Below are 14405 nucleotides of genomic sequence, written 5' to 3'. Positions count from 1 at the left end.
ACTTTGCTGGCATGACAGCAGACGACCGGCCGATTCTGTTTCCGACGATGAGGTTGGAGCCCGACCTCGTTCAGGATCTGCGCCGACTGAACCCATGGTGGGAAGGCAAGCCGATGCAGGTCTTGCCGCGGACGCGCCGGCATCTTGTGCAATCCATACATCAGCGGCTTGAGAAAAAATTGGCGCCGATCGTCGTTGTCCGCGGGCCTCGGCAGATCGGCAAGACAACGGCGCAACTGCACGTGATCAGCGATCTGCTTGCTCGCGGCGTATCGCCTCGACGGATTTTTCGTGTACAGTGCGACGAGTTGCCGCATCTGAGTCGTCTCAAAGAGCCGATCTTGCGTATGGTTGATTGGTTCGAGCAGGCGGTTTTACAACAGACGCTCAATGAAGCGGCGCATGCGAAGCGGCCGACATATCTTATTTTTGATGAAGTGCAGAACCTGTCGGATTGGGGGCCGCAACTCAAATCGTTGGTGGATGCTTCGACAACGCAGGTGTTGGTGACGGGAAGTTCGGCACTGAGAATCGAGATGGGACGCGACAGTCTCGCAGGCCGAATATCGACAATCGAAGCAGGTGTTCTTTCATTGACTGAAATCGCGATGTTCCATTCGTTGGATATCGGTCCGCCATTCTTGAAGGACAATGGCGTAGAACCGCTCACACGAAAGGAATTTTGGGTTACGTTGCGTCAGCACGGGATTGATCATGCCGGGAACCGTGACGCCGCATTCGGCTTTTTTTCCGAGCGCGGCGGATATCCGCTTGCTCATGAACGCGCCGATATTGCATGGCCGCATGTCGCTGACCAATTAAACGAGAATGTGATTCGCCGGGTTATCCAGCACGATTTGCGTGTAGGCGAAAAGGGCCGTAAACGGGACGCGGCGTTGCTTGAGGAGTTGTTTCGGCTCGCCTGCCGGTACGTCGGTCAAAGTCCCGGCGCGACGCTTTTGGCACGTGAGGCGCAGCGGACGCTACAGGCAAACGTCGGCATCCAACGTGTCAATTCATATTTGCGATTTCTTGATAATACTCTGCTGCTGCGTGTGATCAAACCGCTGGAGATTCGCCTCAAACGAAGCAAGGGCAATGCAAAAATTTGTTTGGCGGATCACGCACTTCGGGCCAGTTGGCTTCAGGAAATCGTGCCGCTCGATACGAAACGGCTCGCACGCGAACCCCACTTGACGGACTTGGCGGGGCGGATTGCGGAAAGCGTTGTGGGCGCCACATTGTCAACTATCAACAGTCTCGACATTGCTCACTTGCCGCAACGGTCCGACCAGGGTGAGATAGACTTTATCCTCACCGTTGGAACAACGCGTATACCGCTCGAAGTGAAGTATCAGCGTCGAATTCAGGGTATGGCGGATACGGAGGGTATCCGTACGTTCCTCGAACGTGCAGTCAATAATGCTCCATTCGGAATTCTTGTGACGCAATCGGACGATGTTTCGGTTGATGATCCACGTATCATTTGCATGCCCCTATCAACGCTGATGCTCCTCCGATAGTCGGTGATCATCCAAGGGCACAAGGGTTCTCAGTGGCCTTGGCATCGTACTGACGCCGACGATCAAACCAGATAAGATGCCCCGATGCACGTGTTCACCCTGCTTCTGGAGCGCGCGTACGTCGCGCATGCCTTCCTTGCCGCGATCGCCATCGGGCTCGTCTGCTCGCTGCTTTCGGTCATCGTCGTGCTCAAGCGCATGGCCTTCATCGGGCAGGGCATCAGCCACGCCGGCTTCGGCGGCGTCGGCACCGCGGCGCTCCTGGGCTACACCGCCAGCGCCTACCACTATCAGCATGACGCCATCGTCTTAGTCTTCTGCCTCGCCACGGCGCTGCTCATCGGCTCGCTGACGCGCGGCAAGAAAATCGAATCCGACACCGCCATCGGCATCCTGCTCACGGCGACGATGGCCTGGGGCGTCTTGGCGCAGAATCTCCGCGTCGAGTTTCAGACGTGGCCGGCGTATCGCGAGTGGGTCGGCGTCGCCGGGTACACTCCGCCTTGGGAATCGATCATGTTCGGCAATCTCATGAACGTCGGCTCCGAAGGCATGTGGATCGCCCTAATCCTCGCCGCCGCCGTGATCGTCATCTGCGCCGCGTTCTACAAGGAACTGATGTTCTACGCCTTCGACGAATCGGTCGCGCGGGTCTACGGCGTGCCCACCGCCGCGATGCACTACCTGCTCATGGTCCTCCTCTCGCTCGTCGTCGTCGTGAGCATCCGACTCGTCGGCCTGATCCTCGTCAGCGCCCTGATGATCATCCCCGGAGCCGTCGCACTCATGCTCTCGCGCCGCATGGGCAAGGTGCTCGTCCTCGCCGCCCTCATCGGCGTCGTCGGAGCCGTCGCCGGACTCTGGCTCTCTCTGGCCGTCGGAACCTTGAGCCCCGGCGCCTGCATCGTCTTCGTCCTGTGCGTCCTGTTCGGCCTGACCTACCTGGGCACGAAGCTGCAACATGCGTGATTGTGCAACCCTCCCTCGCAGGGCAGGCGTCGGCGGTCAGTGTTCGACGAAAACAACCTGTAAATGCCGGGGTTTTGCGGGGAGGTCGACGCTGGCGAGGTCGGCGTGACTGATCGAGTTGACGACCTTGATTTTCGAGCCGTCGAGGAGGAAGTCGTATTTGCCGTCGAGCGAGGCGGCGACCTGCGGGGCGGCGGCGAGCGAAGCGGGGGCGTCGCCACTGATGGGTTTCCATGTGCCGACGACGAACCCGTGCGTCTTGCCGTCGTTGGTCGTGACCCAAAGTTCCTGCTGACCCGGCGAAAGCAGGGGCATGACCTTGGCGGTCCACATCTCGTAGCCCAGATCGCTCATGTGCAGACCGTCGGAGACGAACAGTTCGGGGCGCGGCTTGCCATCGGTGCCGAGCATGCACAGGTCGGTGTCGATGAACATCTCGCGGTCGTCGGTGCGCGTCTGCGTTTCGATCATCGCATTGACCTGGCGAATCTTGTCGATGAGGCCCCATCGTTTGACGCTGGCTTTGACGCCGAAGTAGACGAGGCGTGCATTCGGGAGTTTGTCATGCACGATGGCGGCGAACTTCTTGTAATCGTCGAACACGCGCTCGGGCGTCTTGCCGTGCCCGATGTCGTTGTCGCCGGCGTAGAACACCACGATGCGCGGCTCATACGGCAGCACGATCCGGTCGGCGTAGTAGATCGAATCCTCGATCTCCGACCCGCCGAACCCGCGGTTGAGCACGTGCATGTTCGGGAACCAGCGCTCCGTGTCCCACTTGCGGATGCTCGACGACCCGATGAACAGAATCCCGCCCTTTTGCGGGGGATTCGCCTTGTCCATCGCCTCGAAATGCTCGATGTCCTTCTCCCACTGCGGCGGGGCGGCGAGAGCGGATTGAAAAGCCAGACAGACGAACAGCAGAGCGAGGGCGGGTTGTCGCATGATGTTCTCCGAGTTCATTCGACGGGGCTGAGTTTGTCGGCGGTGGGGAAGTTGTCGGGGATGGGGATGGTCACTTCACCGGTGGCGGCCCATTCCGTGCCGCGCGCGACGGTGACGAAGAAGCCGACGTCTTTCATGGAGTAGTCGGCGTGACCCATCGGCGTGTGGAACACCCGGCCCTTGCCGTAGTCGAGCACCATGATCATCGGCTCATCGCGCCCGGTGCCGCCCTCTTTGGGGTCGGAAAAAGCGGTGGCGAGGATGGTCATGTGCTCGGCGGGGCCGCGCAGGGAGTCGTACAGTTCGTCCTGTGCATGGAGCCATTGGGCGGGCATGCCGCGCGTGATGGGGTGATCGGCGACGCGAAGCTGAATGACGAAGGGGTGTTGATGGCCGTGATGCCCGCCGGGACCCGGCTTGTCATCGCGGACGATCTTGTCGTCCTTGTAGTAGACATACGGACCGGCCTTCTCATTGCGCCCGCCCCATCCGCCGAGCCCGATCATCTCGTTGTACTCGGGCCAGTTGGAGAAGGAGTTGTTGGCCGCATGCACGACGACCAAGCCCCCGCCGTTCTGGACGTAGCTCACGAACGCATCTTCGACCGGCTTGGGCCAGCGCTCGCCATTGTAGTTGCTCACCACCGCAGCGTAGTCGGAGAAGTTCGGGTGCCAGTCGGCCCACGCCTCGGGCTTCGATCCTTTGGGCGGCGTCGTGGAAACGTCGACCGTGAATCGCCCGCTCGACTCGAGCGCTTTGACGAGGATCGGCGTCGTGGTCTGCCATTTGTGATTGTTCTGCCCGTCGATGAGCAGGACGCGGAGTTTGTCGGCTGCGTGCAGCGGAGCGGCGAAGCACAGAGCCAGCAGCACGAGTAGGGCGAAACAGCGACGCGGGATGCAAAGCATGTTGAACCTCCGGTTGCGGCGGGCGGATGATTGTACCACGTGCATCGCGGCGGCGGGGTTCGTTTCAAAATGTTAAACTTGCGCGGATGATCCTCGCCGCGTATCTGCAACGGTTGGACCCCTACGCCGTGGGCCCGTACTTCGGGTTCCTGGGCGTGCGGTGGTACGGCCTGTCGTACGTGGCGGGGTTCTGCGTGGCGTGGCTGCTGATTCGCGCGATGGGCCAACGCCGCATCACGCCGCTCAAACCCCAGCGCGCCGGCGATTTCATCCTCGCCATCGCCATCGGCACCGTCGTCGGCGGACGACTCGGCTACTGCCTCTTCTACCGCCCCGACCTGTTCATCACCTTCATGGACAATCCCCCGTTCTGGGGCGTGCTCGCCATCAACGAAGGCGGCATGGCGAGTCACGGCGGGATGATCGGCATCGTGATGGGCTGCGCGTATTTCGCATGGAAGGAAAAGCTGCCGCTCCTGCATCTGATGGACCTGACCGCGCTGACGGGGACGATCGGCGTGTTCTTCGGGCGGGTCGCCAACTTCGTCAACGGCGAATTGTTCGGCCGCGCATGCGACGCGAATCTGCCGTGGGCCGTGAAGTTTCCGCAGGAGATCGTCGACTGGGCCGACCCGGCGAACTCGAAGCACCAAGTGCTCGCGTCCGATGCGTATCGGCAGATCGAGATGACGGTCGGCTCGACCGACCCGCATGCGATCATCGACGCGTCGCGCCATTCCGACACCGTCGCCCAGATGCTCCGCCCCTTGCTCACCCCGCGGCATCCCTCGCAGATTTACGAAGCGCTGATGGAGGGACTGCTCATGTTCGTGATCCTCGCCATCGTCTGGTACAAGCCGCGAAAGCCCGGCGTCGTCAGCGGATGGTTCATCGTGTCGTATGCGATCGTCCGCATCCTCGGCGAACACTTCCGCACGCCCGACGCCTTCATCGGCTTCGAAGCCCTCGGCCTGACGCGCGGACAATGGCTCAGCATGCTCATGCTCGTCATCGGCCTGACGCTTTTGGTGATCTGGTCCCGCCGAAACGCCGCACGCCTCGGCGGATGGGGCGTCGAACACCCCGCCGAATCATAAAGCCGCGCGCTTTGACTCCTCCCCCTTGAGGGGGAGGCCGGGAGGGGGTGAATCGCATCAGTTCAATGACGCGTCCGCATCGATAGGGAGCCGCACCGGACTGATACGATTCACCCTCCCCTAACCCCTCCCTTCAAGGGAGGGGGATCAGACACCCCGCCTGAAGCCGCTTGCGGCTTGGCACTCTATCTCACCCCGCCGCGTGCATCAGCGCTTTGACCTTTTGCACATCGACCACGCCGTCGGTTTTGAGCGACGTGCCGACGATCACGCCGTCGGCCACGCTCAGGTAGTCGCCGATCGTGTCGATGGTGATCCCGCTGCCGACGTAGACGGGCGCTTCGCCGGCGAGCATCTTGATGCGCGTGAGTTTATCGAGCGGCGTCGTCTTGCCGGTGCCGGCGCCGCTGGCGATCAGCGCGTCCGCCCCGCCGCGCTCAAGGGTGTCCGCCACTTCGCTTTCGAGTCCGACCGGCCCGAGCGGCGCGGAATGTTTCACATCGACGTCCGCCATGATGCGAATATGCTCCGCCCCAAGGTTCGCCCGCAGGCGCAGCAGGTCGTGCGCGATGCCTTGAATGACGCCCTGATCGGCCAGCCGGGCGCCGGTGAGAATGTTGACGCGGATGTACGCCGCCCCGACGGCCTGCGCGATGGCCACCGCCGCACAGCCGTCGTTGCGCAGCACGTTGATGCCCAGCGGCAGGTCGAAGCGCTTGGTGATCTCGGCGGCGAGCGCGGTGATGTGCGCGATCGTCGCGGCGGGGACCGCGCCGGGGTAGAACGGCGTGTCGCCGAAGTTTTCGATCATCAGCCCGTCGACCCCGCCGGCCAGTAGCGCATCGGCATCGATTAGCAGCGCCTCGCGCACCGCCGTCAAATCGCCCCCATAGCGCGGCGAGCCGGGCAGAGGATGCAGATGCAACATACCGATGACGCGCGGGAGCGGTGTGACGCGGGGATGATTCATAAGCGTCAGTTTCGCATAACCCGCCGCCGGTTTCCACGGGCGCGGCAAACCGCTATTCTGTGGCTCTACCTCGATTGGGGAACACCATGGCGCGCATGAGCGTGATGACGCATGACACGGTTTGCCGGCTCGTCAACGAGCGCGTGCCCAAGGGCGGGCGCGTGCTGGAAGTGAGCTGCGGGTCCGGCTGGAATCTCGACACGCTCCGCAAAGACGGCTACGAAGTCCGAGGCACGAATTTCTCCGTGCATGACATGCACGCGGACGATCTGCCCATCGATCTGGGCGTCGATGTCACCAAGGCCCTGCCGTATGACGACGCGTCGTTCGACGCGCTGCTGCTCTGCGATGTGATCGAGCACATCTACGACCATCCCGCGGCGCTCAAGGAAATCGCCCGCGTGCTCAAGGTCGGCGGCTGGCTCATCATGCCCACGCCCAACGTCATGCGCATCAACTCGCGCCTGCACTACCTGCTGACGGGCTTTTTGAAAATCAAGCGGTCGTTCATCGGCTTCGACGTCCCGCTCGATCAGGCCTTCGCTTTTCACAATAATCCTCCGCAGCTTCCGCAGACGATCTACTACATGCATGCCGTCGGGTTGCGGTGCGAGCTGGAGGCGATCGAGTACAAGCCCAAGTCGATTCTGTGGTGGCTGCTGCTGGCGCCGCTGATTTATCCGTGCACGTGGTACAAGCTGCACAAAGGCGAGAAGTTCCTCAAAGGCACCGACGCGGCCGAGACGATCTTCCGTTTGCAGACATCCTTCAAAGCGCTGTGCGGCGAAGCGCTGGTCATCATGGGTCAGAAATTCGACATGACACCGAGCGGCGAAATGAAGACGAAACTGCCCGAATGGCACGCGAAGATTGAGACGGAATAGTTGGCCGCCGAGACGCCGAGGACACAGAGAAGAAAACACAGGCTTATTCTCTCAGCGTTCTCGGCGTCTCTGCGGTTCAATCCTGCTTGAATCACTGCTCGCCCATACTGACAAACACGCCGTCGGGGATGGACAGCGTTTTGCCATCGGGGCCGGTCCATTCAAGATGGAGCATCGGCTTGGCGTCGCCCTTGTGGGCGTAGTAGAGGCGGAAGGGGTGCGCACCTTTTTCGAGCACGATCGAGCCGTCGGCGGATTTGCCGGCTTCGAAGGAGAAGTCGTTGTCGATGACGGCGCAGTCGTGAAGGCGCAGGAAGCTGGGGCTGTCGGTGGTGAGTGTGAACTTGTAGCGGCCGGTCGTCGGGACGGTGAGGTAGCCGCTGAACATGACGCCGGGCGTCTTGGTCAGGTCGATCGCGGACAGGTCCGGCGCGGGCGATTGGCCGGTCGCGGTCGGGGTCAAGGCCTCGAACTTCGGCAGCCAGGGCCAGTCGCCGGCGAAGGCATTCCATTTGACGCCGAGCATTGACTGCCGCAGCTCGACCGCCGGGACGGGTGTGTCATCGTAGGGGCGCCTGGCGTTGTCGCGCGGCATGCGCTGACTGACGGCGGCGGCCTTCATGCGCTTCTGAAGATCGCTCATGCCCGGCTCGCTCGCCAGGTTCGTCTTCTCCTGCGGGTCTTTGACGACGTTGTAGATTTCAAAGTCATCGTCCGCCGCCTTGATGTTGTAGCGCACGCCGAGCATGTCGTCGAAGCGGACGACCTGCATTTGTCCGCGCATGCGTCCCCGGTGCGCGGGGACGAAGTCATCGAATTTGGGCGTCTTGGCGTTGTTCTCGTATTCGATGTAGATGCTCGAAGGCGTCTGTTTGCCCCTGCCGGTGAGGGTCGGCAGAAGCGACACGCCGTCGCTGCGCGCCGGGCCGACCTGTCCCCCGGCGTCGGCGAAAGTCATGAGCCAGTCCCACGATCCGCAGGGCGTATGGTCGATGGCCCCCGCGGTGATGCGTCCGGGCCAGCGCGCCATGGTCGGCATGCGCACGCCGCCTTCCCAGCAGTCGCGCTTGATCCCGTCGAACGGGCCGTACGAATGGAAGAACTCGGGCGTGTACCCGTAGGGGTATCCGTTCTTGTCCTTGCCGCTCAGATACGACTCGATCGACGGGCCGTTGTCGGAAGTGAAGATGACCAGCGTGTTGTCATCAATGTGCAGATCGACGAGCAGCCGCATCAGGTCGCCCACGGCGTCGTCGATGCGGCGCACATCGTTGGCGTACCGGCGATACACATCGGGCCAGGGGCGCGCCGGCGTGGCGGGATCGTGATCGTCGTCCCATGTCGCGTCGGCGTAGTCGGGGTGCATGTACCCATCGACCTGACCCGCCGCCGTGTTGATCATGTGCCCCGCTTCGCCCAGCCATTGCAACCCCCCGTGCAGCCCGCCGCCTTCGGGGAATGCGCACGGCGGGTTCTGCAACTTGGCGTGCGGCGTGTCGAAGGCCAGATAGATGAAGAACGGTTGTTCCGCGTGATCATGCGTCTGATCGATGATCCACTTCTTGGCGCGGGCGGCGAACAGGTCGGTCGTGTAGCAGAGCTTCAGGTCCGCCGAGACATTCTTGTAGTTCTCCCAGACCTGCCGATCGTCTTCGTGCGGGTAGTGCCAATGGCCGTCCACATGGCGCATGTACCCGTAGTAGTAGTCGAAGCCGCGCTTGAGGGGATGGGCGGGCCAGAGATGGGCATCGTCATTGGGCTTGGCGCCGGGCGGGCCTTGCAGGCCCCATTTGCCGAACGCGGCGGTGGCGTAGCCGAGGCGCTGCATGGTGGACCCGAGCGTGTAGTTGCGGGCCAGCTCGTCATCGAACTGATTGTTGCGCACCATCGCATGCCCCTGCGTCACGCCGGTCAGCAGCGATGAGCGCGAGGGCGCACAGACCGGGGCGGCGGTGTAGTTGTCCCGAAGCTGCATGCCCTGCGCCGCGAACGAATCCAGGTGCGGGGTCATGTGCCACGGCTCGGCGGGACTGGCCTTCTCGCGGCGCAGATTCTGAAAAAACGCCCCGACGTCGCCATAGCCCAGATCGTCGACGAGGATGAAAATGATGTTCGGCCGGCGGGCGGGCTCAGCGGCGCGGACCCGCGGACTCAGGACGATGAACATTGCAAGCGACAAAAGAATCAGTTTTCGCATGACGCCTCCGGGACTCGGTGAGTCGACAGTGTAACGCGCCAAGTCAGAACGGAGCGGAGCGCCGGTCGATTGCAGCGATCGGCTCGTTGATTCGACTACAATATCGCCCATGCGGATCGCCCTTGCACAGATCAACCCGACCGTCGGAGCCGTCGCCGCCAACACGGCGAAGATCATCGACGCCGTCGCGCGCGGCCGGGAAGCCGGGGCGGAACTGGTCGTGCTGCCGGAATTGGCGGTGGCGGGCTATCCGCCGAAGGATTTACTGCTCAAGCCGGCGATGCTCGATCAGTGTCAGTCCGCCATCACGAAGATCGCCGCGGCGTGCGAAGGCGTGACCGCGATCGTCGGATACCCGGCCGTGTCGGATCGGCCGACGGGGCGGACGCTCTACAACGCCGCCGCCGTGTGCCGCGACGGGAAGCTTGTGCATCGGCATGTCAAAAGTCTGTTGCCGACGTATGACGTGTTCGACGAGACGCGCTACTTCGAGCCGGGACCGGCGGTGGACTTGACGGAGCACGACGGCGTGAAGCTGGGCATCAGCGTGTGCGAGGATCTGTGGAACTCGGCCGAGATGTTCAGCCGGCAGCTTTATCACGACAACCCCATCGACCAGCTCGCCGCGGCGGGAGCGCAGCTTTTCATCAACTGCTCCGCCTCGCCCTTCGTCACGCGCAAGCACGACTTCCGCCTCCAGCTTTTCAAGAACGTCGCGGCTCGCCATCATCTGCCGCTCGTCTACGTCAACCAGGTCGGCGGGAACGACGAGCTGGTGTTCGATGGCAATAGCTGCGTCGTTGATGCGAACGGCAACGTGATCGCCCATGCGAAGGATTTTGAGGAGGACCTGCTGGTCGTCGATCTGGTTGTGACGGGTGCTAAGCCGCAAGCGGCTTCACGCATCGAGAAGCCGCGCAGCGGGATGGCGGCGGTGTATGCGGCGTTGGTGCTGGGGCTGCGCGATTACTGCCGCAAGTGCGGGTTCAAGTCGCTGGTTGTCGGGCTCAGCGGCGGGATCGACTCGGCGGTGACGGCGGCGCTGGCGGCGGCGGCGGTTGGCGCGGCGAACGTCACGGGCGTCGCCATGCCAAGCCGCTACTCATCGAGCGGCAGTCTGAGCGACGCGGCTTCGCTGGCGGCGAACCTCCACATCCAATTCGCCACGATCCCCATCGAGCCGGCGCATCAGGCGATGGAGCAGATGCTCACGCCCGCCCTCGGCGAACTCAACGACATCACCGCGCAGAATCTCCAGGCCCGCGTGCGCGGACAGATCCTCATGGCCTTCTCCAATCAGCAGGGCTCCATGCTCGTCACCACCGGCAACAAGAGCGAAATCGCCGTCGGATACTGCACGCTCTACGGTGATATGGCCGGCGGACTGGCCGTGCTCAGCGATGTGCCCAAGACGATGGTGTACGAACTGGCCAGGCACATCAACGCGGTCGAGCTTCCCGGCGTGATCCCGATCGATTCGATCACCAAACCGCCCAGCGCCGAGCTGCGGCCGAACCAGACGGACCAGGACACGCTCCCGCCCTACGACGTGCTCGACGACATCATCGAGCGTTATGTCGAGCGACACGATTCCGTCCCGCGCATCGTCGCCGACACGAAGTATGACCTGTCGACCGTGTCCCGCGTCGCGCTGCTCATCGACCGCAATGAGTACAAGCGCAAACAGGCCGCGCCGGGTTTGAAAATCACCGGCCGGGCGTTCGGGTTCGGGCGTCGCATGCCCATCGCCCAGCGCTTCGACCCGTCCGCCGAGACATGAAGTTCACTTGCCCCGCTCGCGCGCCCCGCTGAGCCGGATCAGCGCGGGCACATCGCCGTAGCGCACCGCGCCGGGCGTCATCATCGCATCGTCGAGCTTCGTGATGGACTCGAATCGGAAGTCCATCGGGTCGACCTCCGCATCGTGAATCGCATCGCCGCTGGCGAGCTTCGCCGCCGCGCCGACCGGGCCGGCGACTTTGCCGATGGCCAGAACGTCAAGCCGGGCCGCGCCGTGAGTGTCATCGCGCATGATGTAATGCGCCGCGGTCAATACATCATGCACGCGCTGGCAGAAGAGCGGGTCGTTGTAGCCGAAGGTGTAACAGGCGGCGTGCTGCCACGGGTGATCGCCTTTGCCGTATTTGACCATGCGCTGCGTCGTCGGCGGATTGCCGTCGTCCGTGAATTCGCCCTGCATGTACAGGTCGATCCCGCACACGGCCGAACCGGCCTTGAGCGCGGCGTCAATCGCCGGGTCGCGGTCGTCCGCAAGCACCGCCGCCTTGCCGGTGTCGTTCAGTACAAGCAGCACATGATGATTCCAATTCGCCTTGGGGTGGATAAAAACCGCGGGCACCGCTTCGTGATGCGCGGCGTTCGTGAGCATCCCGAGCATCACCAGATGATCGCCGCGATCGAGTTTATGCGTCAGATCCCATGTCACCTCGCCGACCTCGTCGAATTCGCGGTTGAGAATGAGGCGCCATGCCGCGCGGCGCATGTCGTCGTCCATCGCTTCGTGCGTCGCTTTCGCCCATGCATGGGTCAATGCACGCTCGTGCGCTTCGCCGACCTGGTCGCCGCCCGGCTTCGGATGCGCTTCGTCCCAGACGGTCATCTGCTCCTTCGTCAGCGGCGTGTAGTCGCGTTCGATGACCGGCTCGGGCAGGCCCAGCCCAAAGTGCCTGTTGATGAAGTTCGACATCGCCACCCGGCTCACCGCGTTGTAATTGTGCTTGAATTCCGTGTGAATCGCGGCGGCGACGTTGTCTTTGACGCCGAGCATTTCGTAGAGCTTTTGCAGGTCGGGCAGGCCTTTTGTCGCCAGATCCTTCGTCCAGTCGTCCGCCGCGGTAAGGCCCAGCGGGCGCGGCGCCGTCAGCGCGATCAGGTCGATGTTGCCATCGCCGATGCGCAGGTAATCGGCGTTCTCGCAGGTGCACCCGCCCTGCATCGCCGTGCTGGGCATCACGGCGGCGAAAGCCAGGTCGATGCGGTCGTCGATGGCGCAGAGCATCATCGTCTGCGTGCCCCCGCCGCTGGCGCCCGTCACGGCGAGCCGATCCGTATCGACATCGTCGAAACTTGAAAGCACATCAAGAGCGCGGATCGAGTTCCATGTTTGCAGGCCGAACATGCTCACCAGTTCCAACTCGGCGCGCGGACTGAAAAATCCCCAGTCGTCCGTGCCGCTCATGTTCTCGCGCACGCCCGGCCGGTGCTCGAACTGCATGCTGTCGGCGTAACCGAGCATGTCGTAGTGCAGCACGACGCAACCCATGCGGGCAAGCTGCACGCAGCGCGCCTGAAGCGGCGATCGCCCGCCGTCTTCGAAGCGCTCCGCCCCGATGGCGATCTGATCGCGCACGCCTTTTTCGCCCGCATCGGTGAATCGCCCATCGGGCCAGTGTCCGTGCGGGCACAGCACGCCGGGCAACTTTTTGCCCGCCGGCGGATGCAGCGGGCGATACAGATTGCCGGTCACATAATGCCCGGGCATCGATTCGAAGATGACCTTCTCGACGGTGTAGTCATCGCGCTCGATGCGCCCGAAGACTTGCAGGTTGAGCGGCGTCCGCGGCGGCTCGGGCACGAGCCCGGCGGCGAGCTTCACCCGCAGCCGCAGCGCCGCCGCACGCTGGGCCCATGCTTCTTTGTCCGCAACCGGATGAAACGGAAAGTAGCCATCGAGCGTCGTCATCGGCCCGAGCCGCCCGTCGTCGGGCTTCTGCCCCGCCGGCAGCGCCCGCATGGGGTCGGCGGCGAAGAGGGCGGCGGAAAGGATGAGAAACAGCACGCCGGGAAGGAGAAGGGTGCGTTGCATGATGGAAGTGTACCGCAAAGCCGGCGTCGATTTGAGTCAGCGGGCGATTGAACCTAAACTTTTGGTCCGCCGCGTTTATGAGGAAAGGTACGCCTGTCATGATCCCCAACGACCCACCCCGCCAGTTGCCCACCGGCTTTGTGTATTTTCAGCCGTACCGGGTGCAGGGCTATTCGATCGCGGGCGAGGAGTCGTGGGTGCAGATTCCGGAACTGGACGTGTGTTTCGACATCGGCCGGGCGCCCCGGCTGGCGCTGACGAGCAACTTCGTCGCGCTGACGCACGGGCACATGGATCACGCCGCCGGGCTGGCGTATTACTTCTCGCAGCGGCACTTTCAGGGCATGGGCACCGGCACCGTGCTGTGTCATCCCTCGCTCGTCAAGCCGATTGAACGGCTGATGCAGTCGTGGATCGACATCGAGGCGCAGCGCACGCCGCATGTCGTCATCGGCATGGACCCCAACGGGCCCGGCGCCGAGTTCGAGGTCAAGCCGCACATTTACCTGCGCTGCTTCGCTACCGAGCACACCGTCCCGTCGCTGGGCTACGTCATCGTGGAAAAACGCAGCAAGCTGCGCGAGGAGTTTGCCGGCCTGCCGCAGCAGAAGCTCGTCGAACTCAAGGAGCAGGGCACGGAGATCACCTACATCCGCGAAGTCCCGCTCGTCGCCTACATGGGCGACACCGGGCCGGGCAAATTCTTCGACCGCCCCGACGTCGCCAACGCGCAGATTCTCATCACCGAATGCACGTTCATGGACGACGATCACGAATCGCGCGCCCGCATCGGCAAGCATCTGCACATCGCCGACATCGCCAACGTGCTCAAGCGCGTGAGCTGCCCGAACGTGGTGCTCACGCACCTGTCGCGGCGGACGCATCTGGGGCAGGCGCGGCAGCAGATCGATGCGATGCTCTCGGAGTCGGACCGGGCGCGTGTGCATATTCTGATGGATACCCGCGCCAACCGCGAGCGCTACCGCAAGCAGGTCGAGCAGGCCACGGAACGGCAGGGCGCGGCCGCACAGCAGTAGATCGCCCGCTGGTGGCGGGAATGACCAATGACCAAATCCCAATGACCAA

At 63.1% G+C, this 14405-nt stretch carries 11 protein-coding genes; 6 read left to right on the top strand and 5 right to left on the bottom strand.

The window, feature by feature from the left end:
* Positions 1-11: 11 nt before the first annotated feature.
* Complete coding sequence (locus GC162_18035) at positions 12-1523, top strand: AAA family ATPase (GenBank protein MBI1370540.1); 1512 nt, start codon at positions 12-14, stop codon at positions 1521-1523.
* Between the two features lie 84 nt (positions 1524-1607).
* Positions 1608-2492 (top strand): hypothetical protein, encoded by an 885-nt coding sequence (locus GC162_18030; protein ID MBI1370539.1) that lies wholly within the window; start codon positions 1608-1610, stop codon positions 2490-2492.
* A 36-nt stretch (positions 2493-2528) separates the two neighbouring features.
* Here the strand turns inward: GC162_18030 and GC162_18025 are convergent, their stop codons facing one another.
* Together GC162_18025 and GC162_18020 are read right to left on the bottom strand one after the other, a co-directional pair.
* The gene (locus GC162_18025; protein MBI1370538.1) at positions 2529-3455 is read right to left on the bottom strand and encodes a hypothetical protein; all 927 of its coding nucleotides are present in this window, start codon (positions 3453-3455) and stop codon (positions 2529-2531) included.
* Positions 3452-4345, bottom strand: coding sequence for a ThuA domain-containing protein (locus tag GC162_18020; GenBank protein ID MBI1370537.1), 894 nt, complete (start codon positions 4343-4345; stop codon positions 3452-3454). The genes GC162_18025 and GC162_18020 overlap by 4 nt, the downstream gene beginning before the upstream one ends.
* Before the next feature lie 86 nt (positions 4346-4431).
* On the opposite strand from GC162_18020, the gene lgt reads away from it, so the two are divergent.
* A complete protein-coding gene (gene lgt, locus GC162_18015) occupies positions 4432-5442 on the top strand; it encodes a prolipoprotein diacylglyceryl transferase (GenBank protein ID MBI1370536.1) in 1011 nt (336 codons plus the stop codon).
* Positions 5443-5632: 190 nt separating this feature from the next.
* On the opposite strand, the gene GC162_18010 is transcribed toward lgt, so the two are convergent.
* Positions 5633-6412, bottom strand: a complete 780-nt coding sequence (locus GC162_18010) for a BtpA/SgcQ family protein (GenBank protein ID MBI1370535.1) — start codon at positions 6410-6412, stop codon at positions 5633-5635.
* A gap of 86 nt (positions 6413-6498) precedes the next feature.
* Between GC162_18010 and GC162_18005 the strand changes: the two genes are divergently transcribed.
* Positions 6499-7296: a methyltransferase domain-containing protein gene (locus tag GC162_18005; GenBank protein ID MBI1370534.1), complete on the top strand. Its 798-nt coding sequence runs from the start codon at positions 6499-6501 to the stop codon at positions 7294-7296.
* A gap of 91 nt (positions 7297-7387) precedes the next feature.
* Here GC162_18005 and GC162_18000 read toward each other — a convergent pair whose 3' ends face one another.
* Complete coding sequence (locus GC162_18000) at positions 7388-9670, bottom strand: sulfatase-like hydrolase/transferase (GenBank protein ID MBI1370533.1); 2283 nt, start codon at positions 9668-9670, stop codon at positions 7388-7390.
* Here GC162_18000 and GC162_17995 point away from each other — a divergent pair.
* Positions 9603-11273, top strand: coding sequence for an NAD+ synthase (locus GC162_17995; protein ID MBI1370532.1), 1671 nt, complete (start codon positions 9603-9605; stop codon positions 11271-11273). The two genes, GC162_18000 and GC162_17995, sit on opposite strands and share 68 nt — an antisense overlap.
* A gap of 3 nt (positions 11274-11276) precedes the next feature.
* On the opposite strand, the gene GC162_17990 is transcribed toward GC162_17995, so the two are convergent.
* Positions 11277-13319, bottom strand: a complete 2043-nt coding sequence (locus tag GC162_17990; GenBank protein ID MBI1370531.1) for an acetylxylan esterase — start codon at positions 13317-13319, stop codon at positions 11277-11279.
* Positions 13320-13396: 77 nt separating this feature from the next.
* Here GC162_17990 and GC162_17985 point away from each other — a divergent pair, with 77 nt between their 5' ends.
* Complete coding sequence (locus GC162_17985; GenBank protein ID MBI1370530.1) at positions 13397-14356, top strand: hypothetical protein; 960 nt, start codon at positions 13397-13399, stop codon at positions 14354-14356.
* The last annotated feature ends 49 nt before the right edge of the window (positions 14357-14405 follow it).

The sequence above is a fragment of the Planctomycetota bacterium genome, from assembly GCA_016125255.1.
Classification (GTDB): Bacteria; Planctomycetota; Phycisphaerae; order Phycisphaerales; family Zrk34; genus RI-421.
This window is presented reverse-complemented; position numbering and strand designations above follow the sequence as displayed.

Excerpts from the sequence above, each read along its gene's own strand:
- GC162_18035 (MBI1370540.1), top strand. The coding sequence starts at position 12 with ATGACAGCAGACGACCGGCCGATTCTGTTTCCGACGATGAGGTTGGAG.
- GC162_18030 (MBI1370539.1), top strand. The coding sequence starts at position 1,608 with ATGCACGTGTTCACCCTGCTTCTGGAGCGCGCGTACGTCGCGCATGCC.
- GC162_18025 (MBI1370538.1), bottom strand. The coding sequence starts at position 3,455 with ATGAACTCGGAGAACATCATGCGACAACCCGCCCTCGCTCTGCTGTTC.
- GC162_18020 (MBI1370537.1), bottom strand. The coding sequence starts at position 4,345 with ATGCTTTGCATCCCGCGTCGCTGTTTCGCCCTACTCGTGCTGCTGGCT.
- lgt (MBI1370536.1), top strand. The coding sequence starts at position 4,432 with ATGATCCTCGCCGCGTATCTGCAACGGTTGGACCCCTACGCCGTGGGC.
- GC162_18010 (MBI1370535.1), bottom strand. The coding sequence starts at position 6,412 with ATGAATCATCCCCGCGTCACACCGCTCCCGCGCGTCATCGGTATGTTG.
- GC162_18005 (MBI1370534.1), top strand. The coding sequence starts at position 6,499 with ATGGCGCGCATGAGCGTGATGACGCATGACACGGTTTGCCGGCTCGTC.
- GC162_17995 (MBI1370532.1), top strand. The coding sequence starts at position 9,603 with ATGCGGATCGCCCTTGCACAGATCAACCCGACCGTCGGAGCCGTCGCC.
- GC162_18000 (MBI1370533.1), bottom strand. The coding sequence starts at position 9,670 with ATGATCTTCGCCGTGTTGGCGGCGACGGCTCCGACGGTCGGGTTGATC.
- GC162_17990 (MBI1370531.1), bottom strand. The coding sequence starts at position 13,319 with ATGCAACGCACCCTTCTCCTTCCCGGCGTGCTGTTTCTCATCCTTTCC.
- GC162_17985 (MBI1370530.1), top strand. The coding sequence starts at position 13,397 with ATGAGGAAAGGTACGCCTGTCATGATCCCCAACGACCCACCCCGCCAG.